At 63.4% G+C, this 21,441-nt stretch carries 21 protein-coding genes and 1 pseudogene; 11 read left to right on the top strand and 11 right to left on the bottom strand.

Going from position 1 to position 21,441, the window contains the following annotated elements:
- Window positions 1–30: 30 nt before the first annotated feature.
- The 5 genes from lepB to OIK40_RS00175 all read left to right on the top strand — a co-directional run bounded on the left by lepB (window position 31) and on the right by OIK40_RS00175 (window position 4,522).
- Window positions 31–885: a signal peptidase I gene (gene lepB, locus OIK40_RS00195; protein ID WP_273675206.1), complete on the top strand. Its 855-nt coding sequence runs from the start codon at window positions 31–33 to the stop codon at window positions 883–885.
- Entirely contained in the window at window positions 882–1,565 is a 684-nt protein-coding gene (gene rnc / locus OIK40_RS00190) for a ribonuclease III (protein WP_273675204.1), read from the top strand. Before lepB ends, rnc begins: the two co-directional genes overlap by 4 nt.
- Before the next feature lie 124 nt (window positions 1,566–1,689).
- Window positions 1,690–2,610 carry a GTPase Era gene (gene era, locus OIK40_RS00185; protein ID WP_273675202.1) on the top strand — a complete coding sequence of 307 codons (921 nt, stop codon included), beginning with the start codon at window positions 1,690–1,692 and terminating at the stop codon, window positions 2,608–2,610.
- Window positions 2,611–2,950: 340 nt separating this feature from the next.
- A complete protein-coding gene (locus OIK40_RS00180; RefSeq protein ID WP_273675200.1) occupies window positions 2,951–3,970 on the top strand; it encodes an SH3 domain-containing protein in 1,020 nt (339 codons plus the stop codon).
- Window positions 3,971–4,087: 117 nt separating this feature from the next.
- Window positions 4,088–4,522, top strand: coding sequence for a hypothetical protein (locus OIK40_RS00175; RefSeq protein WP_273675198.1), 435 nt, complete (start codon window positions 4,088–4,090; stop codon window positions 4,520–4,522).
- 173 nt (window positions 4,523–4,695) lie between these two features.
- On the opposite strand, the gene OIK40_RS15020 is transcribed toward OIK40_RS00175, so the two are convergent.
- The 5 genes from OIK40_RS15020 to plsY form a co-directional block, all read right to left on the bottom strand.
- Window positions 4,696–5,349, bottom strand: a complete 654-nt coding sequence (locus OIK40_RS15020) for a response regulator (protein WP_309557454.1) — start codon at window positions 5,347–5,349, stop codon at window positions 4,696–4,698.
- A complete protein-coding gene (locus OIK40_RS00165; protein WP_273675197.1) occupies window positions 5,337–5,627 on the bottom strand; it encodes a hypothetical protein in 291 nt (96 codons plus the stop codon). The genes OIK40_RS15020 and OIK40_RS00165 overlap by 13 nt, the downstream gene beginning before the upstream one ends.
- An 87-nt stretch (window positions 5,628–5,714) precedes the next feature.
- The gene (topA, locus tag OIK40_RS00160) at window positions 5,715–8,264 is read right to left on the bottom strand and encodes a type I DNA topoisomerase (RefSeq protein WP_273675196.1); all 2,550 of its coding nucleotides are present in this window, start codon (window positions 8,262–8,264) and stop codon (window positions 5,715–5,717) included.
- A 92-nt stretch (window positions 8,265–8,356) separates the two neighbouring features.
- A complete protein-coding gene (gene dprA, locus OIK40_RS00155) occupies window positions 8,357–9,460 on the bottom strand; it encodes a DNA-processing protein DprA (RefSeq protein WP_374211762.1) in 1,104 nt (367 codons plus the stop codon).
- Between the two features lie 40 nt (window positions 9,461–9,500).
- A complete protein-coding gene (gene plsY, locus OIK40_RS00150; protein WP_273675194.1) occupies window positions 9,501–10,082 on the bottom strand; it encodes a glycerol-3-phosphate 1-O-acyltransferase PlsY in 582 nt (193 codons plus the stop codon).
- Window positions 10,083–10,215: 133 nt separating this feature from the next.
- Between plsY and OIK40_RS00145 the strand changes: the two genes are divergently transcribed.
- From OIK40_RS00145 to OIK40_RS00130, 4 genes are all read left to right on the top strand, one after another.
- On the top strand, window positions 10,216–11,010 hold the full coding sequence (locus OIK40_RS00145; RefSeq protein ID WP_273675192.1) for a LuxR C-terminal-related transcriptional regulator: 795 nt from the start codon (window positions 10,216–10,218) through the stop codon (window positions 11,008–11,010).
- A 57-nt stretch (window positions 11,011–11,067) separates the two neighbouring features.
- Window positions 11,068–11,865 (top strand): glutamate racemase, encoded by a 798-nt coding sequence (gene murI / locus OIK40_RS00140; RefSeq protein ID WP_273675190.1) that lies wholly within the window; start codon window positions 11,068–11,070, stop codon window positions 11,863–11,865.
- Between the two features lie 170 nt (window positions 11,866–12,035).
- Window positions 12,036–13,256, top strand: coding sequence for a 5-aminolevulinate synthase (gene hemA, locus OIK40_RS00135; RefSeq protein WP_273675189.1), 1,221 nt, complete (start codon window positions 12,036–12,038; stop codon window positions 13,254–13,256).
- 86 nt (window positions 13,257–13,342) lie between these two features.
- A complete protein-coding gene (locus OIK40_RS00130) occupies window positions 13,343–14,038 on the top strand; it encodes a nitroreductase (RefSeq protein WP_273675187.1) in 696 nt (231 codons plus the stop codon).
- A gap of 22 nt (window positions 14,039–14,060) precedes the next feature.
- Here the strand turns inward: OIK40_RS00130 and OIK40_RS00125 are convergent, their stop codons facing one another.
- On the bottom strand, window positions 14,061–15,266 hold the full coding sequence (locus tag OIK40_RS00125) for a type III PLP-dependent enzyme (RefSeq protein WP_273675185.1): 1,206 nt from the start codon (window positions 15,264–15,266) through the stop codon (window positions 14,061–14,063).
- 226 nt (window positions 15,267–15,492) lie between these two features.
- Window positions 15,493–16,065 carry a LemA family protein gene (locus OIK40_RS00120; RefSeq protein WP_273675184.1) on the bottom strand — a complete coding sequence of 191 codons (573 nt, stop codon included), beginning with the start codon at window positions 16,063–16,065 and terminating at the stop codon, window positions 15,493–15,495.
- Window positions 16,066–16,150: 85 nt separating this feature from the next.
- On the opposite strand from OIK40_RS00120, the gene OIK40_RS00115 reads away from it, so the two are divergent.
- Window positions 16,151–17,188, top strand: a complete 1,038-nt coding sequence (locus tag OIK40_RS00115; RefSeq protein WP_273675182.1) for a DUF3137 domain-containing protein — start codon at window positions 16,151–16,153, stop codon at window positions 17,186–17,188.
- A 12-nt stretch (window positions 17,189–17,200) separates the two neighbouring features.
- Here the strand turns inward: OIK40_RS00115 and OIK40_RS00110 are convergent, their stop codons facing one another.
- Genes OIK40_RS00110 through OIK40_RS00095 form a run of 4 tightly spaced genes read right to left on the bottom strand, consistent with a single transcriptional unit; the run spans window position 17,201 to window position 21,147 of the window.
- Window positions 17,201–17,725 carry a YbjN domain-containing protein gene (locus OIK40_RS00110; RefSeq protein WP_273675181.1) on the bottom strand — a complete coding sequence of 175 codons (525 nt, stop codon included), beginning with the start codon at window positions 17,723–17,725 and terminating at the stop codon, window positions 17,201–17,203.
- A 37-nt stretch (window positions 17,726–17,762) separates the two neighbouring features.
- Window positions 17,763–18,956 carry a carboxynorspermidine decarboxylase gene (locus OIK40_RS00105; protein ID WP_273675179.1) on the bottom strand — a complete coding sequence of 398 codons (1,194 nt, stop codon included), beginning with the start codon at window positions 18,954–18,956 and terminating at the stop codon, window positions 17,763–17,765.
- 2 nt (window positions 18,957–18,958) lie between these two features.
- Window positions 18,959–19,921, bottom strand: a complete 963-nt coding sequence (locus OIK40_RS00100; RefSeq protein WP_273675177.1) for a peptidyl-alpha-hydroxyglycine alpha-amidating lyase family protein — start codon at window positions 19,919–19,921, stop codon at window positions 18,959–18,961.
- Window positions 19,921–21,147, bottom strand: coding sequence for a saccharopine dehydrogenase family protein (locus OIK40_RS00095; protein WP_273675176.1), 1,227 nt, complete (start codon window positions 21,145–21,147; stop codon window positions 19,921–19,923). The genes OIK40_RS00100 and OIK40_RS00095 overlap by 1 nt, the downstream gene beginning before the upstream one ends.
- Window positions 21,148–21,210: 63 nt before the next feature.
- On the opposite strand from OIK40_RS00095, the pseudogene OIK40_RS00090 reads away from it, so the two are divergent.
- Window positions 21,211–21,441: pseudogene (locus OIK40_RS00090) on the top strand (pyridoxal-5'-phosphate-dependent protein); the annotation flags it as partial.

Raw genomic sequence — 21,441 nt, 5'->3', positions numbered from 1 at the left:
TATCTGCAGCTGCGACTAAGGGCATGAGAGATGGATGTTAAGAGCCAATCTCTCGCAGAGGCGATGATGCCTGCCGCGCAAGGGGGCGCGCCGGGGACCGCGCGCGATGGTGACAGGCCCGGCAGCTTTATCTGGCTGATGATAAAGCTGCTGCTGGCGGTGCTGGTTCTGCGGACGCTGGTGTTCTCGCCCTTTTCGATTCCGTCGGAAAGCATGCTGCCGCGGCTGATGAACGGCGACTATCTGCTCGCCGCAAAATGGCCCTATGGCTATTCGCGCCACTCGCTGCCGTTCGATCTGCCCTTGCCCGCAGGGCGCGTGCTGGCCCAGATCCCCGAACGCGGCGATATCGTGATCTTCAAGCACCCTGTCGACGGGCGCGACTATATCAAGCGGGTGATCGGCCTGCCGGGCGATAAAGTCGCGGTGATCGGCGGTCAGGTGGTGCTGAACGGCAAGCTTGTTTCGCGCGAGCGGATGTCCGATTTCCTTATCCCCATGTCCCCCAACACGGGCTGTGAATGGGGCGGTGATGCGGCACGGCTGGAAGACGGGCGCACGGCCTGCCGCTATGCGCGTTTCCGCGAGACCCTGCCGGGCGGGAAGGCTTACGGAGTGCTCGATTTTGGCCTGACCCCGGGCGACAGTTTCGCTCCCGTAACCGTGCCGGAAGGCGCGATGTTCGTGATGGGCGACAACCGCGACAATTCGCGCGACAGCCGCTGGCCGGCCGCAGCAGGCGATGCGGTGGGCATGGTTCCGCTTGAACGGCTGGTGGGCCGCGCCGGGATCATCGTCTGGTCGACCGACGGCAGCGCCGAATGGATCAAGCCCTGGACGTGGTTCTCCGCCGCGCGCTGGAACCGGATCGGAGACAGCCTGTGACCGCGCTCGAACCGGAAACCCGCGCATGGCTGGAAACACACGGCTTTACCGTGAACGAGGAAACGCGCTGGCTCGAAGCGTTGACCCACGGCAGCTATAACGGCGCAGGCGGCGGTGCGATCGATTACCAGCGGCTGGAATTTCTCGGAGACCGCGTGCTGGGCCTGTCGGTGGCGGCATGGCTCTATCGCGCGGGCGACGGGCCGGAGGGCAAGCTGTCGCAGCGTTTGAACGCGCTCGTCAGCGGCTCCACCTGCGCGCGCATTGCCCGCAAGATCGGCCTGCCTGCGCATATCCGGCTGGGCAAGCAGGCGCGCGACGACGGCGGGGCGGATAGCGACAAGATCCTGGGCGACGTGATGGAAGCGCTGATCGGCGCCTGCTTCATCGAAAACGGCTTCGATGCCGCGCAGCGATCGGTCTATCGCCTGTGGGAACGCGAGCTGGAAGGCGATGTCGGCAAGGCCAAGCATCCCAAAAGCGCGCTGCAGGAATGGGCGGCGGGCAACAAGCGGCAGATGCCGGTCTACGAAGTCACCCACCGTTCCGGCCCGGACCACGCGGCGCGCTTCACCGTGCGCGTCAGCGTCCGTAATGTCGGCGAGGCCGAAGCCACCGCCACCAGCAAGGGCGAGGCCGAACGGCTGGCGGCCAAGGCATTTCTGGAGGCGTTCGGGTGAATCTCGCCCGATTAGGCCCCCTTTTCGCCCGGTTAAGGCCAGTTTGAGGTATGTTCTACATATGTTTCACGTGAAACATTGGCTCTGCGCGTCTATGGCAGGGCAAGGAAATGAAAGCTTTTGAATGACGGATAATCCCCCCACCCGCTGCGGCGTCGTTGCCGTGCTTGGCGCGCCCAATGCGGGCAAATCGACGCTGGTGAACAGCCTAGTCGGCCAGAAGGTCGCGATCACCAGCGCCAAGGCGCAGACCACCCGCGCAAGAATGCTGGGCATCGCACTGCACGAACTGGCGGATGGCACGCCGGTGCAGATGATCCTTGTCGACACCCCCGGCATCTTCGCCCCGCGCCGCCGCCTTGACCGGGCGATGGTGAGCGCCGCGTGGGAAGGCGCGGAAAGCGCCGATGCGGTGGTGCTGCTGGTCGATCCGATCAAGCAGCGCCGGCATGAACTGGAACCGCTGCTGGAGACGCTGGCGGGCCGTCCGGAACGCAAGATCCTGGTCCTCAACAAGGTCGATCGCGCGAAGAAGGAGCCGCTGCTGGCGCTGGCGCAGGAACTCACCGGCAAGGTCGATTTTTCGGAAGTGTTTTTCGTCTCAGCGCTGACCGGTGAAGGCGTGCCGGAGATGAAAGAGACACTCGCCAAGCTGATGCCCGAGGGCGTGTGGATGTATCCCGAGGATCAAGTCTCCGACGCCTCGGAACGCCTACTCGCCGCCGAGATCACGCGCGAACAGCTGTATAAACAGCTCCATGAGGAACTGCCCTACGACAGCGCGGTGCGGCCCGAGAAATACGAGCATCGCAAGGACGGCAGCGTCGAGATCCACCAGCAGATCGTGGTCACCCGCGACAACCAGCGCGCGATCGTGCTCGGCAAGGGCGGATCGAAGATCAAGGCAATCGGCGAGGCGGCCCGCAAGGAATTGTCAGAGGTGCTGGGCGTGAAGGTGCACCTGTTCCTGCACGTGAAGGTGTTGGAAAACTGGGCCGAGGACAAGGAACTGTTCGAGGAAATCGGGCTCGACTGGGTGCGCTAGGAACGTCCGTTTAATCCAGACTTGGGCCAAAAACCGCCGTCCGAGACGCGACCTCGTTGCGGAAGGTAAATCCGCTCCGAGCCATTTCTGCTTTGCACTCGGAGATGGCGAAAGCGGAACCTCAACGCGCCCGATTCCGAATAAACTATTGGCTCAATCGAGCACCACGGGCCTCATGACAGGGCAGCGCGCGCGCTTGACAAATATGCCAACTACTTGAGACACTCCCTCTCGTTTGGGGGAGGGCTGGATAATGGCGAAAATCATCGCGAAATTTGTAGCTGCGACGGTAGCTGCCGGACTTGTTACAACGCCAGTTCTGGCCGAAAAAGCCAACAAATTGACCGACCTCGTCGGGGTCAGGGCATCAAGCGGTCAATCGGCGCTTGAACAGCGCGGCTTCACCTACGCCGAAGGCAAGACCGAGGCGAGCACCCAGATCAGCTATTATTGGCACGCGCGTGACAAGAATTGCATTCGGGTCGAGACTTACGACGGACGCTACACTGCGATCACCGATGCTTCGAACAAGGATTGCGGCAAGGGTGGAGGCAGCGATGTGGCGGTGGCTGCGGCCGCAATCGGTGCGGTAGCGATCGGCGCTTTGCTGCTGTCACGCAAGGACAAGAAAAAGGACGAAAGCGGTTACCAGCAGGACTGGCAGCAGGTTGAAGCCCATGGGCTGCAATCCGGGACGCTGCGCATTTTCGCCCAACCCGACAAGAATTCTCGCGTGCGCGGCCAAGTCGATGAGGGGTCGCTGCTCAGGAACTATGGCTGCGACAATTATAATGGCGAAAGCTGGTGCGAAGTCACGACCATGAACGGCCGCACCAAGGGCTGGGCGCGCGACCGCTATCTGCGGGCCAGCGATTCGAGCGCCAGCCACCTGCCCGATTATGGCGGCAGCGCTGGAGACTTGGTCGAGGTTTACGGACTCAGTTCCGGCCAGCTGAAGATCATCGGCACACCCTCCAAGAACGGCTATGTCGTCGGGCGGGTGAATGGCGGCACAACCTTGCGCCGGACAGGATGCAAGTCTTCCGAAGGCGAGAACTGGTGTCATGTCGCAACGCTCGACGGCTATTTGAACGGGTGGGCCCGCGAACGCTATCTACGAACCACCTCCAGCGGCGGCGGCAATTCGGGTAGCATCGCCGGGATTGAAGGCATGTATGCAGTCAATGCAATCGACGAACTTCGCACACGCGGGTTCGAGAATGTCGATTCCCAGTCATCGGGCAGCACGATTTACGGCATCTACTACTTCCGCCCGACGCGCCTGTGCGTGCAGACGACAGCCGCCAATGGCCGGATCGTAGACATTCGCGATATCCGAACCCATCCCAGGTGCCGGTGACATCATTAGGCTCGGTTCGGCGATGGGTCCATTCGCAAGCGTGTGGATGCGCCGACACTGAATCAAGGTCTGTGGCAGACCGGAAGCCGGGCGCAATTCACCAGCGGAGGCACGACAATGTTGGTTGATTTGCGCAAAGTTGCAGCATTGGCTGCATTGGTGGCAGCAATACCTGCGTTTGCAGTACCGCCACCGCCGCCGCAGGCTCCCGGTCTGCTGCCGCTAGCCACAACTGCTTGCCCGATCAACGTGACCGGCTCGGCGAAGCCATATTCTCCAGCGGTCTACCATTTCGATGGCAATACCGACGAGACCCTCCTTTTGGTCAACACAAGGCCAGACCCGAGCCTCAATTTCACTCTTGGAATTGTTGGCGAGACTCCGCTGATAACGGGCACCGGTTTTGGTGCAGATGTTCGTATCAGGCTACCCCGCACCGGCGTGTATCAGCTTGAGGTTTCGGGCTACGACCCGATTGAAATGAAGGCGGTTGCCGCAAACTTCGAACTCAAGTTGGCACTGCGCGGGGAACAGATCCCCGATGGCTGTTAGCTTAGCTGATTGAACTCGCACAGTCGGCGCAAAGCTAAGGACATCCCAAATCAAACAAACTTGCGGCCATTAGCGACTGCTCGGTTCCAGCTCGAAAACGGACACCCGATGGTGGCAGGAATGCCGTTCTTCGACCGGCTCAGGACGCGTGGTCCTTGCCATAGGCGACAGCCTCACCCCCGCCCCAGCTTCTCCAGCTTGGCCTTGAGCGCCGCCTCGTCGAAGGGCTTGACGATATAATCGTCCGCGCCCGCGGCGATGCCGTCGTGGATGTCCTTGGCCTCGCCGTTCGAGGTGCAGAACACCACCACCGGCTCTTTTGGCGTGGGGATCGCGCGCAGTTTCTGGACGAAGGCGATGCCGTCCATTTCGGGCATGTTCCAGTCGGTCAGCACCAGATCGGGCATCGCTTTCTTGCAGCGCGCCAGCGCTTCCTCGCCATTCTCGGCCTCGATCGCGACATAGCCGAGGCTGATGGCGATCTTGCTGGAAACCTTTCGGATCACCCGGCTGTCATCGACGATCAGGCAGGTCTTGGCTGCGGCGACCGGTTTTTCCCGTCCAGCATAGCGATCGCGCATGGCCTTGGCGGCGGCGACGATCGAATCGGTGTCGGCAGAGCCCGGTGCGGGCGCAGCCGGAGCGCGCGACTGCATCTCGGCTTTCGCATCTTCCACCGGCGCGGCCTCGGCCGGCGTTTCCGCCTGCGTCTGCGTCTGTGCAGCTTCGCGGGCGCGCTCGCTCTGGGCGAGCTTTTCGGCGAGCGTCTTGCCCTCCATGCCCGAACGGCGCTGCGGGCCGCTGTTACGCTTGATCAGATTCTGCACGATTCTTGCTCCCCGCCCAGCGACGCAAAGCCGTCGTCGTACTCATCGGCATAGCCGTCTACTGCCGCGCCCTCTCCCGGGGTCATGCGCACATGCAGATAGGGCATCCAGACATCGCCGAATTCGGCTTTCTGGTACCACACGTCGAGCACATCGTAGCTCGCCCACATCCCGTCCGGCTCGCGCAGGCGGATGCCTTCCCCGATACGCGGCACCGCGGCAAAGCGCAGGCGGGCCTGGGTCTGGTGCGTCTCGTTCTGGACTTCGATCTCAATCACGGTGCAGCCCCTGGTCTCGAAGGCCAGTGATAGGCTGCAATGCTTTATGATTTACGAACGCGAGGGCCCCGGCAGGGCCGGAAGAGACTATTTTGCCGCCTTCTTTTTCGCCGGAGCCTTCTTCTTCGCGGCGGCCTTCTTGGGCGCGGCCTTCTTCTTTGCCTTGCCTTTGGCAGGCCCCTTCGCCGCGCGTGCGTCGATCAGGGCGATCGCTGCTTCAAGCGTCACGTCCTCGGGCTTGGTGTCGCGCGGGATCGTGGCGTTGGTGGTGCCGTCGGTGACATAGGGGCCGTAGCGGCCCGGCATGACCTTGATCTCGCCGCCGCTCGTCGGGTGCGCGCCCAGCGTGGCGATGGGTTCCGCCTTGCCCCGTGCCGCGCCGCCGCGATTGGCCGCCTGAGCAAGGATATCGACCGCACGGTTCATCCCCACCTCGAACACCTCACGCGTATTGGTGAGTTTGCCGTACTTTCCGTCATGCCGCAGATACGGGCCGTAACGCCCGATATTGGCCTCGATTTCCAGCCCCGTATCCGGATGCGCGCCGATGATGCGCGGTAAGCCAAGCAGCTTCACCGCCCAGTCGAGATCGAAATCGTCGAGGTCCTTGGGAATGCTGGCCCGTTTCGCCTCCTTGCCATCGCCCATCTGGACATAGGGACCAAAGCGACCGGTCTTGCGGTGGATGTCCTCGCCGGTTTCAGGATGCTGGCCGAGAATGCCGTCATCCGCCCCGCCCTCGCCCTCGCCGCCCGGCTGGGCGAAGCGGCGTGTATATTTGCATTCCGGATAATTGGCACAGGCGACGAAGGCCCCGAAGCGCCCGCCGCGCAAGCTGAGGCGGCCATTGGCGCGCCCTTCCGACGCGCAGAGCGGGCAGGCGCGCGGATCACTGCCGTCTTCGCGCGGGGGGAACAGGAAGTCGGACAGGTAATCGTCCAATGCCTCGGTCACTTCCGAAGGCATCTTCTCCATCACCTCGTCGGCCTTGGGTTTGAAGTCCTTCCAGAAGCGGGCGAGCAGCGTCTTATAATCCTCGCGCCCGTCGGAAACGACATCGAGCTCGTCCTCCATGCCCGCGGTGAAATCATAGGCGACATAGGTTGGGAAGAAGCGTTCGAGGAAAGCGGTCAGCAGCCGGCCCGATTCTTCCGCGAAGAAACGGTTCTTCTCCATCCGCACATAGGCGCGATCGCGCAGGGTCTGGATGGTCGAGGCGTAGGTGGACGGACGCCCGATGCCGAGTTCCTCCAGCCGCTTGACCAGCGAGGCTTCGGAAAAGCGCGGCGGCGGCTGGGTGAAGTGCTGGGTGGCTTCGACGCCGCGCTTGGCCGGGCAATCGCCCGATTTCAGCATCGGCAGCAGGCCGTCCTCGTCCTCGTCCGAATCGTCGAACCCTTCCTGATAGACCGCAAGGAAGCCGGGGAAGCGGACGACCTGACCGGTGGCGCGCAATTCGTGCTGTCCGGTCGCATCGCGCAGGGTGATGGTGGTGCGTTCAAGCTGCGCGGTCGCCATCTGGCTTGCCATGGCGCGTTTGAAGATCAGATCGTAAAGCTTGGCCTCGTCGCCCGTCCCGGCACGTTCGCGAGTGAAATCGGTCGGCCGGATCGCCTCGTGCGCTTCCTGCGCGTTCTTGGCCTTGGTGCTGTAAAAGCGCGGCTTTTCGGGCAGATAGGAGCTGTCATAACGCGCACCGATGGCATCGCGCAGAGCATGGATCGCGCCCATGTCCATCTGCACCCCGTCGGTACGCATGTAAGTGATCGCGCCCGCCTCGTAGAGCGATTGCGCAAGCCGCATGGTGTGCTGCGCCGAATAGCCCAGCTTGCGCGCGGCTTCCTGTTGCAGGGTTGAGGTAGTGAACGGCGGCGCGGGGTTCCGCTTGAGCGGCTTGGTCTCGACCCCTTCGACGGTGAAGCGCCCGGCTTCCACCGCGGCCTTGGCTTCCATCGCGATGCCTTCTTGCCCAAGACTGAGCTTGTCGAGCTTCTCGCCCCTGAAGCGCACCAGACGGGCATCGAACTCGGTCCCGTCATGCTGCATCCGCGCGACGACGTTCCAGTATTCGTCCGCCCGAAACGCCTCGATCTCGCGCTCGCGCTCGACGATCAGGCGCAGGGCCACCGATTGCACGCGGCCCGCGCTCTTGGCACCGGGCAGCTTGCGCCACAGCACCGGCGAAAGCGTGAAGCCGAACAGGTAATCGAGCGCGCGGCGGGCGAGATAGGCGTCGATCAGCGGCTGATCGAGCTCGCGCGGCTTCGCCATGGCCTCGGTCACGGCCTGCTTGGTGATGGCGTTGAAGGTGACGCGCTCCACGCTCTTGGGCAGCGCCTTGCGTTTCGCCAGCAGCTCCTGCACGTGCCAGCTGATCGCCTCGCCTTCACGGTCAGGGTCGGTGGCGAGCACCAGCCGGTCGGCCGTCTTGGCGGCATCGGCGATTTCCTTGAATCGGCTCTGCTTGTCGCGATAGAGTTCCCACTCCATCGCAAAATCGTCCTCCGGCTTCACGCTGCCGTCCTTGGGCGGCAGATCGCGGACGTGGCCGTAGGAGGCGAGGACCTTGTAGTCCTTGCCCAGGTATTTCTCGATGGTTTTCGCCTTGGCGGGAGATTCAACGATGACGAGCTGCATGGCGGGTATGGAAATGTCCCTTACGTGTACGTGTGCGCGAGGGTGGGGCCGCACTTCTTAGGCCGTCAAGCGCGTTGTGCACGCAAAATCGACTAACCCGCCAGCCGCACCAGCCCGTCCGCCTCGCGCACCAGTTCCCCCGACAGTTCGAGTTCGAGCAGCGCCATGTGCACGCCGGCCGCATTGGCACCCGACTGGCGGATGAGTTCGTCGATGCCGACCGGCGCGTTGGAAAGCAGCGCGGCAATCGCTTCGGTGCCGGTCGCGTCCCAATCCGCCGCGGCCAGTTCGGCATAGTCGAAACCCGATGCATCTTCGGCCACGCGGAAGCGCGAGCGCGGCGCGCCAGTGAAGCTCTGGAGCAGTTCCACAACCTCTTCCGGCGTCTGCACCAGCACCGCACCTTCGCGGATCAGCTGGTTACAGCCGAGCGCGCGCGCATCGAGCGGAGAGCCGGGGATCGCCATCACCTCGCGCCCCGCCTCGCCCGCCAGCCTTGCGGTGATTAGACTGCCCGATTGCGGCGCGGCCTCGACCACCAGCGTGCCAAGCGCGAGGCCGGCGATGATCCGGTTGCGGCTGGGAAAGTGTCTTCCCCTCGGCTCGGTACCGGGGGGCTGTTCGGCGATCAGCAGGCCTTCGCTGGCAATGCGTTCCTGAAGATCGACGTGCTGCGGGGGGTAAGTGATGTCGATCCCGCTGGCGATCACGCCGATGGTGGCCGGAAATGCGCCCTCGTGCGCGGCGCCGTCGATGCCGCGTGCAAGGCCCGACACGACAGTGAAGCCCGCCTCCGCCAGCCCACCCGCGAAATCGCGCGCCAGTTTCACCGCCGCCGCGCTGGCGTTGCGCGCGCCGACCAGCGCAACGCAGGGATCGGACGCCAGCGACAGCCGCCCACGGCAGGTCACGATCGGCGGTGCGGAATCGAGTTCGGCCAGCAACGCAGGGTAATCGGGCTGATCGTGAAACAGGTAGCGCGCGCCCGCCCTGCGCACCGCGGCAACCTCGCGCTCAATGCTCTCGGCTGCGGCGGGGCGATAGGGCCCCTTCCCCCGGCTGGCGAGATCGGGCAAGGCATCCAGCGCAGCAGCCGCGCTGCCAAAGCGGGCGATGAGCTGGCGATAGCTCACCGGCCCGATATTGGGCGAGCGCAGGAGCCTGATCCGCGCGAACGCTTCGTTCTGAGAGAGCATCGGCTGCGACCCCTGGCTCTCCATCAGATGATCGCTCGCATCATGTCTTGCTGCCCACCTTCGGCTCCTCGCCGCGCATTAACCGGCCGATATTGGCGCGGTGCTGGACGATCACGATCGCCGCAATCGCGATCAGCGGCGCGATCACCTGCGGGAAGCCCATGCCCCATGCTACAAACGGCGCGGCGATGACGCTGACCAGCGAGGAGACAGAGGAAATCCGGCTGATGGCCAGGGTAGCAACCCAGATCATGGCGCAGACGATAAACGCAGGGAAAGCCAGCGCCCCGAGTGCGCCAGCCGCGCTGGCAAAGCCCTTTCCGCCCTTGAAGGCCAGCCACGGGGTGAAACAATGCCCCGCCACCGCTGCCACCGCTGCGATGCCTTCCGTGCCCGGCCACACGGCCTTTGCGACCAGCACCGGGATCACCGCCTTTACCGCATCGAGCAGCACCGTGGCCGCCGCCAGCCCCTTGTTGCCGGTGCGCAGCACATTGGTTGCACCGATGCTGCCGCTACCGATATTGCGTACATCGCCCAGACCCGCAGCACGGGTCAGGATCAGGCCGAAGGGGATGGAGCCAAGCACGAAGCCCAGCAGCGCGGCGTAGAGGTTTTCCATAGCCGAATTGATTAGCCGAATGAATGCGAATGGGTAGCAAAAAACCGATTTCGCCCGGTTCGAAGCGACAATTATCCAAGCTACGGTCCGACCGTACTGGCGATTTGCCGATGATACCTTATCGTCCCCGGCAATGAACAAACCCGAAGTCCTTCCCGATACCGACGACCTGCAATCGCGGGTCGATCGCCTGACCGAAAAGGAGAAGGATTGCCTGCGGCGCTGGATGCATCACCAGACCGCCAAGCAGATAGCGCTCGATCTGGGGGTATCGCACCACGCGATTGAAAAGCGCTTGAAAACTGCGCGACTCAAGCTGGACGTTGCGAGCTCGATCGAAGCTGCGCAAATGCTGGCTCAGGCGGAAGGGTACGATTGGGCCGCCCCCCATTCACCGGACCTGTCGGACAAAGTGGATGGCGGACAGAAACCAAGCTCCATTCAATTCAGAATCGGAGCTTTGATTATGACCTTATCCCTTTTCGCCGCCGCCCTGATCGCCTTTCAGCCTGCCCCGCAGGGAGCGGAAGCTCCAGAAGCAATGTCCCGGGTTCGTACGACAAGCCAATTGCAGGGCCAGAGCGACGACGATGACCGCAAGACCTTGATGCTGTCATCGGGCGAGATGAAGTACAAGCCGGCTTCGGCAACGGAAATTCGCGAATGGCTCGACTTCATCTTCGGCACGGTCGACCAGGACGAATCCGGCTTTATCGAAACAGCAGAGGCGCCCAGCACCTTCCCGATAGACGATGCCATGGGCCGCACCGTCTACACCGGCGTATCGGCGAAAGCCGCGTTCTTCGAGAAGTATGACGGGAATTCCGACGGCCGGGTAAGCAAGGACGAATACATCGCCGTTTCGTTCGACACGTTCAAGGATCGCGGAATCCCAATCCTTCCCGAAGGCCTGCAACCCGCAGGTTAGGAGACAATCCAGCCTGTTGTTGACGTCCCCTGTGGCATCGGCCATCGCACGGCGCTGATGGTCGATGCCGCATCCCCCGTTTTGCTGTTCGATTCCGGTGTTGGCGGGCTGACGGTGTATGACGCGCTGCGCGAAGTGCTGCCGCAAGCCCCGGTGATCTACGCCGCCGACCTCGCCGGCCTGCCCTATGGCACCAAGACCGAAGCCCAGATTGCAGCGCGCGTTTCCGGCCTGTTGGGGCGCATGGCGGAACGGTTCCGTCCGCGGCTGGTCTGCATCGCCTGCAACACCGCTTCCACCATTGCGCTCGGCATGGTGCGCGAGGTGCTGGCGGTGCCGGTCGTCGGCACCGTGCCTGCGATCAAGCCTGCCGCCGCGCTGACGAAGACCGGCACGATCGGGCTGGTCGGCACCGAAGCGACTATCCGGCAGGCCTATGTCGACGACCTCGAAACGAAATTCGCGAACGGCAAGCAGCTGTTGCGCGTCGCCGCACCCGGTCTGGTAGAGGCCGCCGAGGCCAAGCTGCGCGGGCGTCCGGTCGATCCCGCGCTGATCGCCGACGTGCACGCCCGCATTGCCGCCATGCCGGGGGCGGAGAACCTCGATACGCTGGTGCTCGCCTGCACCCACTTCCCGCTGCTGGCCGATGAGCTGGAGGAAGCCTTCGGCCCGCAGGTCGCGCAAGTCGACGGCGCGCAAGGCATCGCGCGCCGCATCGCGCATCTGCTGGAAGGGCAGGAATTCGCGGCCACCGGCCCCAACCGCTTTGTCGTCACCGGCCCGATCGAAGCTGCCGCCGGTCTAGAACCGGCGCTCGCCGCGCGCGGTTTCGGCCCGGTCGAGGCGTTCTGAACGCCGCCGAAAACTGCGATTCGCTCGCAAAGATCGCGGGTGGTCAAACCGATTACCCTGACCTAGATAACCGCGAAACATTTCCCCCGTTTGCGGGTTATGAGCGCAGATGACCGGATGCCACCGCTCCGGCCAACCGCCCTGCCCTGCGAGACAAAGAGACGCGCGAAGTGAACTACGATCAGATCTTCGATCAGGCGATTGACCGCCTGCATGAGGAAGGCCGCTACCGCGTCTTCATCGACATCATGAGGAACAAGGGCGCCTATCCCAACGCGCGCTGTTTCCACGGCCACAATGGCCCCAAGCCGATCACCGTGTGGTGCTCCAACGACTATCTGTGCATGGGCCAGCACGAAAAGGTCATCGGCGCGATGGAAGACGCGCTGCACGATGTCGGCGCCGGTTCGGGCGGCACGCGCAATATCGGCGGCAACACCCACCTGCATGTGCAGCTGGAACAGGAACTGGCCGATCTCCACGGCAAGGAAACCGCGCTGCTGTTCACGTCGGGCTATGTCTCGAACGACGCGACGCTGTCGACGCTGGCCAAGCTGCTGCCGGGCTGCGTGATCTTTTCCGACGAGCTGAACCATGCCAGCATGATCGCCGGCATCCGCAATTCGGGCTGCGAAAAGCGCGTGTTCCGTCACAATGACGTGACGCATCTCGAAGAACTGCTCGCGGCCGAGGATGCCAACACACCCAAGCTGATCGCCTTCGAAAGCGTCTATTCGATGGAAGGCGATGTCGCCCCGATCCACGCGATCTGCGACCTTGCAGAGAAGTACAACGCGCTGACCTATATCGACGAGGTGCACGCGGTGGGCATGTACGGCGCGCGTGGCGGCGGGATTTCTGAACGCGACAATGCCGCGCACCGGATCGACATCATCGAAGGCACGCTGGGCAAGGCGTTCGGGGTGATGGGCGGCTATATCGCGGCAAGTGCCAAGGTGGTGGACTGCATCCGATCCTATGCGCCGGGCTTCATCTTCACGACCTCGCTTTCGCCGGTGCTGGTAGCGGGCGTGCTTGCCTCGGTGCGGCACCTCAAGGAAAGCAGTGTCGAACGCAATGCGCAGCAGCGCGCCGCTGCGCTGCTGAAGCTGAAATTCGCCGAAGCCGGCCTGCCGGTGATGGACAGCGTCACCCACATCGTGCCCCTGATGGTGGGCGATCCGGTGCGCGCCAAGAAGATCAGCGACATCCTGCTGGCCGAATACGGCGTTTATGTGCAGCCGATCAACTTCCCGACCGTACCGCGCGGCACAGAGCGGCTGCGCTTCACGCCCGGGCCGCACCATACCGAGCCCATGATGGACGAGCTGACGGCCGCGCTGGTCGAAATCTGGGACCGGCTGGAGCTGGAACTGCGCCAGGCGGCCTGATTGCCCTCGCCTTGCCGTAGCGTCCTTTGTGGACGCGCGCGGCTGCGCTAGCAGTCCTCCCGAACACAGAATCGGGAGAGAGCATAATGGGCGGCACGCCTGACCAGACTTACGCCGAAGTCGTCCTCGGACGGCGCAGCATCCGCGGCTATCTCGACAAGCCCGTGCCGCGCGCACTGATCGAGGAAGTGCTGGCGATGGCGATGCGCTCGCCTTCGTCGATGAACACCCAGCCCTATCACTTCCACGTCATCACCGGCGAACCGCTCGACCGGATCCGCAAGGGCAATACCGAGCGTATTCTGGCAGGCGAGCCCGACAGCCGCGAATTCCGCAAGGGCCACCCCTTTCAGGGCGTCCATCGCGATCGCCAGGTGGGCTGCGCGATCCAGCTGTTCGAAGCGATGGGTATTGCCCGCGACGACAAGGAAAAACGGCAGGACTGGGTGCTGCGCGGCTTCCGCCAGTTCGATGCGCCAGTCTGCGTGATCGTCACCTATGACAAGGAACTGTCCGACGCCGACGACACCGTGTTCGATTGCGGCGCGGTGACCACCGCACTGGTCAACGCGGCGTGGAGCAAGGGCCTTGGCTGCGTGATCAACTCACAAGGCATCATGCAGTCGCCGGTGGTGCGCGAACATGCCTGCATCCCCGATGATCAGGTGATCATGAAGGCCGTGGCGCTGGGCTGGCCCGATCCGGACTTCCCCGCCAACCCGGTGAAGATCACCCGCCGTAGCGTGGACGAGGCGGCGCGGTTCGTGGGGTTCGAGGACTAGCCTCGAACCCGCACATCAAGGTTCAGCGCAAGCTCACCACGTTGTCCGCGGCTTCGCGCACGCGGCTGCCGTCGAACAGGCTCATCATCGGTTCGTCGAGCACGGTCACCTGCTGCGCTGCGCCGAAGCCGTTGAAGCCGGTCTTCATCGCCGCGCCGTAAGCGCCGAGCATGCCGATTTCGACATAATCGCCCGCCTGAATGTCGGCCGGGAGCCGGAACGGGCCCTTCATGTAATCGGCATCGTCGCAGGTCGGCCCGTAGAAGGCAAAATCGGCATCGTCCTCGATCAGGTCGTCCTCGAGCGCCTTCACCGGGAAGCGCCACGCCACGTGGGCGGCATCGTAGAGCGCGCCATAGGCGCCGTCGTTGATGTACAGCTCTTCGCCGCGGCGCTTGTTCACCTGCACCACCATAGAGCTGTATTCGGCCGACAGCGCGCGGCCGGGTTCGCACCACAGTTCGGCGTTGTAGGCGATCGGCAGGGCTTCGAAGTGACGCGCGATGATCGCGAAGTAATCTTCCATCGGCGGCGGTTCGAGGCCCGGATAGGCGCTCGGGAAGCCCCCACCCACGTCGATCATGTCAATCACCACCGAAGCCTCGGCAATCGCGGCGCGGGTGCGGTCCATCGCCTGCACGAAGGCAAACGGGGTCATCGCCTGACTGCCGACGTGGAAGCACACCCCCAGCCAGTCACAATGCTGGCGGGCTTCCTGCAACAACGCTGGCGCTTCGACGAGATCGCAGCCGAACTTCGAGGCCAGCGAAAGCTCGGAATATTCGGACGACACGCGCAGCCGCACGCACAGGCGCAGGTCGCGCGGCGCTTCGCCGGTTTCGCGGTTGCGGCAGGCATCGACGATCTTCTCCAGCTCCTCGACCGAATCGAGGCTGAAGGTGCGCACGCCATGCTCGAAATAGGCTTCGCTGATCGCCGCCGGGGTCTTCACCGGGTGCATGAAGCAGAGCACGGCCTGCGGCAGCAGTCCGCGCACCAGCCGCACCTCGGCGATCGAGGCGACATCGTAATGGGTCACTCCCGAATCCCACAGCACCTGAATAAGATCGGGCGCGGGATTGGCCTTTACCGCATAGAGCACCTTGCCCGGGAATTTCTCGACAAAGAAACGGGCGGCGCGCCGCGCGGCGTGCGGGCGGTTGAGGATGACGGGTTCGTCCGGACGAAGGTCGCGGACTACAGCCAGTGCGTCGGGATAAATGTGCAACTCAAGGGACCCCCAAAACGGTTCGTTGAAACCATAAAACGACAAGCTGCCTTGCGGTTTGGAAGTCCCCTTGGGGCAGCGGAACGGCGCATTTAGGGTCTGGGGGCCAAAATGCAAACGAAAAAAGGTCCCGCGCGGGGCGGGATGTTACTTTTTGAAGACAGGTCATGCTCCATCAACGGAGCAGGACAGAAAAGTTCCGGTTTTTCCGTGCGTTCCGTCGCGCTTAAAAGGCGATCCGTGGCACCTGGTCGACGCTGCCCTTCTCGCTGTCGTCGAGCCGGTGGAAGTCCGCCTCGCCGAATCCGAGCAGCCCGGCGAACAGCACGGCCGGGAAGGATTCGCGGGCCGAGTTGAACCGGGCCGCAGCGGCATTCAACGCACGGCGGGCGGCGGCCAGCTTGTCCTCGACATCGGCCAGTTCGCTCTGAAGCGACTGGAAATTCGCCGACGCCTTGAGATCCGGATAGGCCTCGCCCAGCGCCAGCAGGTTATCGAGCGCAACCCGCAGTTGCTGTTCGCTGCCCGAAGACGGCTCGCCCCGCGCCGCGGCATTGCGCGCCGCGATCACTGCCTCCAGCGTGCCTGCCTCGTGACCGGCATAGCCCTTCACCGCTTCCACCAGATTGGGGATCAGATCATGGCGCTGGCGCAGCTGTGCGTCGATGTCCGCCACACCCTGCCGCACGTTCTGCCGCAGCCGGACGAGCGTGTTGTAGATGCCGATCAACAGCAGCACGAACACGACTGCAATCACAAGGATTGCCGAAGTCCAGAACCAGCCGAGAATATCAACCATGATGCAAAAGCTCCTGTATCCGCGCGGCACTATAATACGCAATTGTTAAGGGAATGCAGACAAGATCGCGCTATGGCCGCAGGCGATGCGCACGAATATCGACAATCTGATGCAGGGCGAGCTGGGCGAATGGCTGGCAACGCAGACCGATATGCGGGCCTCTGCCAAGGAACGCGCCGCCTCGCGTTGGACCTGGGGCGCGGCGCTGCTGTTGCCTGTGCTGGCATTCCTGTGGTTCGGGCCTACATGGCCGACCGGGCTGCGCGTCATGATCACCTTCGGCGCGGCCATCGCAGTGACGGTGTGGGGCTACCAGCCGATTGCCGATGCGAAAAAGGCGATCAAGATCGGCATCAATTCGGCGATCGCCCGCAGTTTCGGCGTCGCCTACGAACATGACGTAGAGCCGGGCGCCGAATTCGAGGCGGCACGGCGTTACGGATTGGTGCCGTCACACCACCGCTCCAGCTTCGAGGATCGCTGGCACGGCACGCTCGAAGGGCACGCCTTCAACCTGTACGAAGCCCATCTCGAGGAACGGCGCGGTTCGGGCAAGAACAAGCGCTGGGTCACCGTGTTCCGCGGCGTCATCATCCAGCTCGGTTTCGGGCGTCCCTTTCGGTCGACCACCCTGCTCCAGCGCGCGGGAATGCACCGCAAGTGGTTCGGCCTCGGCGGGACCAAGGACAGCGTCAGCTTCGGCGGGCACCGGCTCGATTTCGTCGATCAGGTGCATCCCGCTTTCGACGAGAAATTCGGCCTGTTCAGCGACGATCAGGTCGAAGCGCGGGTGCTGGTTCACCCGTCCTATGTCGAACACCTGCTGAAGCTGGAAAGCGCATTCGGCGCCAAGGAACTGCGCGCCCTGTTCGCGCGCGGCGAGGTCATCCTTGCAGTCGAGGGCAAGGACATGTTCGAAAGCGGTTCGATGGACGCAGCTGAGGACCGGATGCGGGCCGAGGAAGCGGCCGAGCAATTTGCTGCGCTGGCAGGCCTTGCCGTCGCGATCAACCAGAACGAGCGCGGACGGGTTCTGGCGGAAACGCGCGCGTTGAAAGGCGAAGAAACCGCCGCTGCCGCAGTCGCGCGTCCGGCGGGCGGCTTCGGACGCAAGGGGCTTTAGAGCACTTTCGCCTCAGGCCGCGCCGCCGCTGTCCAGCGCCTCTCCGGCCGCGACCGGATAGGCTTCGCCGATCAGGCTCAGCAGCACGTCGATATTGGCGCGCAGATTGGCCATCGTCACGCCTTGATCGAGCACGACATAGCGGGTGAAGCCAAGCGACTTCTGCTCGAAATCGACCCAGACATTGAGCGCTGCGAAATCGAGATTGGCCCTGGCCACCGTTTCGTAGGTGGTGCCAGCCGGCAGATCGAACTGCGCCTGCATCAGCACGCCCTGACAACCCGAAACCTCGCCCACGTCGCACGCAGTGCCCAGCAGGACATACCTGATCTGGTTCGGATCCTCGGCAAGCACCACGACATCATCGCCCTCGCCCTGTTCAAGCACCTGATGGCCCAGCGCGCCGGCAATCGCGGCAAGATCGGCGGTGCCGACCGATTTGACCACCCGCTCGGCAACGAAATCCTGCGCGGCCAGCGGCGCGGAAGTGGCGGCCAGCGCTAGGACGCCAGCGAGAATGAGCGAAGCGAATTTCATGTAACCTCCCGCACCTGCCGGCCGGGAGTATCCCGGATCAGCTCAGGCGATCCCTGAAATCCTCGTAGTCGAACCGCTTGATGCAGTCGAGCGCATCGGTCTCGCTGTCCCACAGCCAGATGCTCGGCAAGGCCACGCCGTTGAAGGTGTTGGTCTTGACCATCGAATAATGCGCCTGGTCGAGAAAGGCGAAGCGCGCGCCCGGTTCGGCCGGCACCGGCAGACGGTAATCGCCAATGACGTCCCCCGCGAGGCAGGACGGCCCGCCCAGCCGGATCGGGATCATGTCGGGATCGGTCAGCTCTCCGAGCATTGCCGGGCGATAGGGCGCTTCCAGCACGTCGGGCATATGGCAGGTGGCGCTGATATCGGTGATGCCCACCGGCATTTCGTTGAAATGGGTATCGAGCAGCGTGCCGACGAGAATGCCCGCATCCAGCGCCACCGCTTCGCCCGGTTCAAGGATGATCTGGCAGCCGGTGTCGGCGGCGGCATCTTTCAGAAAATCGACCAGTTCATCGCGCTGGTAATCGGCGCGGGTGATGTGGTGTCCGCCGCCCATGTTGATCCACTTGAGCTGGCCGAAATAGGGCTCGATCACGTCGAACACGCGGTCCCAGGTGGCCTTCAGGGGCTCGAAATCCTGTTCGCACAGGTTGTGGAAGTGGATGCCCTCGATCCCCTCCATGTCTTCTTCGGTCAACTGGTCGAGCGGATAGCCGAGCCGCGAGCCGGGGGCGGAAGGATCATATTTGGCAACTTCGCCCGTCGGCACTTGCGGGTTTATGCGCAGGCCGACGCTGACCGGCGCGCCGTTCGCCGCCGCCTGTTCGAGGATCAGCCGCGCACGCTGGTGCTGGCCGGGGGAATTGAAGATCACGTGGTCCGAAAGGCGACAGATCTCTTCCAGCTCCTCCGGCTTGAAGGCGGCGGAATAGGTGGCGATCTCGCCGTCGTAGAACTCCGATGCGAGGCGCGCTTCCCACAGGCCCGAGGTGGAAACGCCGTCGAGATATTCGCCGATGATAGGCGCGGTGGAGAACATGGAGAATGCCTTCAGCGCGGCGAACACCTTGATATCCCCGCCGTCCGCTGCAGCAGCATCGCGCACCCCTGCCAGCACGCGGCAATTGGCGCGCAGCTTGGCCGCATCGACCACGAAGGCGGGGCTGTCGACGCGCGACAGATCGAAATGGGCGAACGCGCCCGGATCACCGGCCTTGGTTTGCATGGCTATTCGTCCGAATTGCTGGGGAGAGAGAAGCGCACCACGCGCCCGCCGGGCACGTCGGTGACATAGATATGGCCGTCCGGCCCGATCGCAAGATCATGCCCAAGGCTCGCATCCTCTCCGGGAAGGCTGATATCGTAACTGGCCTCGACCGAACCGTCGGCAGCATAGATGCGGATCACCGCGCCCTTGCGATCCGCGCCGTCCCGCCCCTCGACCGCGAGCAGCCGCCCGCCGCCCAACGGCTTCAGGCTGTAGGTGTGATTGCCTGCCGGAGAGACGCGGCTTTCGACGAGCTTTGCGTCGTGATCATATATCTGGATCCGGGCATTCTCGCGGTCGGCGACATAGATATGCGCCTCGTCCACCGCGACGGCATGGGCGACCTTGAAATCGCCCCAGTCGCGGATGAACTTGCCCTCGGGCGAGAACTCGGCAACGCGGGTGTTCACATAGCCGTCGGCCACCAACACGCGATCACCTAGGAAAGCGACATCGGCAGGACGGCCGAAATGTGTGGCATCCTGCACCGTGACGCCACGTGTGCCGATCGCCAGTTCCTCGACGCCTTCGGGGCTGAAGCGGAACACCTGTTCATGCGCCACGTCGGTGATCCACACCTTGCCGGCATCGTCGACAGAAAGCCCGTGCGGCATGATGAACAGCCCTTCACCCCACTGCGCCAGCAGCGTGCCGTCGGGCGCGAACTTGAAAACGGTGGGATCGGTGATCGGGGTCGTCGGAAACGGCTCTTCCCACACTCGCCCGGCGCGGTGAAGCACCCAGACGTTGCCCTCAGCGTCAACATCGACTGCGCTGACCTCGCCGAAGGGTATGCCTGCGGGAATGGTCGGCCAGCCGGTATCGACCGCCAGCACCGGCACATCCTCGCGCGGCGGCGGCGGCGCGGCGACGTCACAGGCCGCTAGCGCCAGAACCGCCAGCAACGCGAGGGCGCGGCGCATCAGAAGCCCACCGGCCCGGCCATTTCCTCGACCGTCCACGGCAAACCGTGCTGGTTGAGCATCTCCATGAAGGGATCGGGATCGAGCTGTTCGATATTGAACACGCCCTCACCAGCCCACTTGCCCTGCACCATCATCGCCGCGCCGATCATCGCGGGCACACCGGTGGTGTAGCTGACCGCCTGGTTGCCGGTTTCCTCAAAGGCCGCTTCGTGCGAGCAAATGTTCTTGATGTAGAATGTCTTTTCGCCCGAACCGTCCAAGGCCTCGCCGGTCGCGATCACGCCGATATTGGTGTTGCCCTTGGTGGTTTCGCCCAGCGTTTCGGGCTTGGGGAGGACGGCGGCGAGGAATTGCAGCGGGATGATGTCCTTGCCCTGATACTTCACCGGCTCGATCGAGGTCATGCCGACGTTCTGCAGCACGGTGAGGTGCGTGATGTACTGGTCGCCGAAGGTCATCCAGAAGCGCGCGCGCTCAAGCTCGGGATTGAACTTGGCGAGGCTTTCCAGCTCCTCGTGATACATCAGGTACATGTTCTTAGGGCCGACCGCCTCGAAATCGAACTGCACCTTGTTCGACATGGCGGGCGTTTCCACCCACTCGCCATTCTCCCAGTGGCGCGCGGGGGCGGTCACTTCGCGGATGTTGATTTCCGGGTTGAAGTTGGTGGCGAAGTGCTGGCCGTGATCGCCGCCGTTGCAATCGAGAATGTCGAGCTGGCGGATGGTCTTCAGCTTATGCTTCTTGAGCCACATCGTGAACACGCTGGTCACGCCCGGATCGAAGCCCGAACCCAGCAGCGCCATCAGCCCTGCGTCCTTGTAGCGATCGTGATAGGCCCACTGCCACTTGTATTCGAACTTCGCCTCGTCCTTGGGCTCGTAGTTCGCGGTGTCGAGGTAATCGACGCCCGCTTCGAGGCAGGCGTCCATGATCGGCAGGTCCTGATAGGGCAGCGCAAGGTTGACCACGAGGCCCGCGCCGGTCTTGCGGATCAGATTGACCATCGCCGGGACTTCCTCGGCGTCGATTTCATAGGTGGCGATGTCGCGCCCGCAACGTTCCTTTACCGACGCAGCGATCGCGTCGCACTTTGACTTGGTGCGGCTGGCAAGGTGGATTTCGGGGAAGATATCGGGGTTGAACGCCATCTTGTGAACGCACACCGAGCTCACCCCACCCGCGCCAATGACAAGGACGGTGCTGGATTTTGCTGCCGACATGTTAGGAACCTTTCGTTATGCGAATCTTGCGCTGCGCTTAGTCGAATGCATGAGAAGGGACAAATGATCCAAGCCGACGTCAGAATACCGACCAGCGACGGCGTGCGCGCCGCTGCCGAGGCTGTGGCCGCGATTCTTCCACCCACTCCGCTACTGCCGGTCGATATAAACGGCGTGCAGGCATGGGTGAAGGCCGACAATCTCCAACCCATCGGTGCGTTCAAGATCCGCGGCGCATGGTGGCGGCTTTCCAATCTTTCCGAGGCGGAGCGCGCCGGTGGGGTGGTCGCCGTA

The organism is Erythrobacter fulvus, assembly GCF_028595285.1.
GTDB classification, from domain to species: domain Bacteria; phylum Pseudomonadota; class Alphaproteobacteria; order Sphingomonadales; family Sphingomonadaceae; genus Erythrobacter; species Erythrobacter fulvus.
Note: the sequence above shows the minus strand (reverse complement) of the source record. Positions and strands in the feature narration are given on the sequence as shown.